Origin of the sequence: Rhizobium sp. Leaf371 (genome assembly GCF_001424045.1) — a bacterium.
Lineage (GTDB): Bacteria > Pseudomonadota > Alphaproteobacteria > Rhizobiales > Rhizobiaceae > Ferranicluibacter.
The window spans coordinates 1-1,173 of the sequence record NZ_LMQB01000022.1 but is presented as its reverse complement, the minus strand read 5'-3'; the positions used below and the strand labels follow the sequence as shown (position 1 = coordinate 1,173).

Here is a 1,173-nt window from a genome sequence, read left to right as displayed (position 1 = left end):
CACCCGCTATGACCGCTGTGCACATACCTTCTTCTCGAGCATCTGCATCGCGGCCGCTGTTATCTTCTGGCTGTGAATTTTATGAGTCCTGAGCCTAGCACCATTTGAGGATGGCCATGCTGGTCATCTCCGTGCCGTTGTCCGAGACGATCGTTCTCGGTTTTCCGCGTTTGGCGATGAGACCACCGAGCTCGCGGGCAAGCCTCGCCCCAGACAGGGATGTATCGGCGACGAGGCACAGGCATTCGCGGGTGAAGTCATCGACGACTGCCAGCACCCGAAAGCGGCGACCGTCGGTGAAGGCATCGCTGACGAAGTCCAGGCTCCAGCGCTCGCCCGGACGCGACGGCAAAGCCAGAGGACGTCTCGTGCCCAGGGCCCGCTTTCGGCCGCCACGCTTGCGCACCGTCAGCTTCTCCTCCCGATGGAGACGTCGAAGCTTCTTCAGGTTCATGACGATCCCCTGCCGGTCGAGCATGACGTGGATACGGCGATAACCGAAGCGCCGCCGCTCGGATGCCACCTTCTTCATCGCCTCCCGAATGGCCGCATCGTCGGGCCGCACGCTGCGATATCGCATGCTCGACCGATCCACTGATAGAACCTCGCACGCCCGACGCTGGCTCACTCCATGCTGCGCACAGACGTGAGCCACCGCATCCCGCTTCACATCGAGCGTCATCATTTTTTTGCAGCGACATCCTTCAGGATCGCATTGTCCAACATGGCCTCGGCGAGCAGCTTCTTCAGCTTGGCGTTCTCGTCCTCAAGCGCCTTCAGCTTGCGCGCATCCGAAACCTCCATGCCGCCATACTTCGCCTTGTATTTGTAGAAGGTTGCATCCGAGATGCCGTGCTTGCGGCAGACATCAACCGTCTTCGCGCCCGCCTCCTGCTCCTTCAATATTCCGATGATCTGTTCTTCCGTAAACCGTGAACGCTTCATTCGTCCGTCTCCTTGATGTGACGGACTCTACCAAATGCTGGAGGAAGTTCAGGGGCTCAGGTCAGTGCCCCTACCGTCCGAGCCTGCGGTGCTGCACCGAGCCAAATGGCACGCCATCCCCTCCCCCGCGTCACGCATCCCAGAAACGCCAAAACCCCCGGCCATTACGGCGCGGGGGTATTGGTGAGTTTGTTTTTTATCTGTGGTGTGTTTTGGTTGCGGGGGCAG

At 60.0% G+C, this 1,173-nt stretch carries 1 pseudogene; it reads right to left on the bottom strand.

Features of this window, described 5'->3' with window-relative positions:
• Positions 1-100: 100 nt before the first annotated feature.
• A pseudogene (locus ASG39_RS10735) lies at positions 101-945 on the bottom strand (IS3 family transposase); the annotation flags it as partial.
• Positions 946-1,173 lie beyond the last annotated feature (228 nt).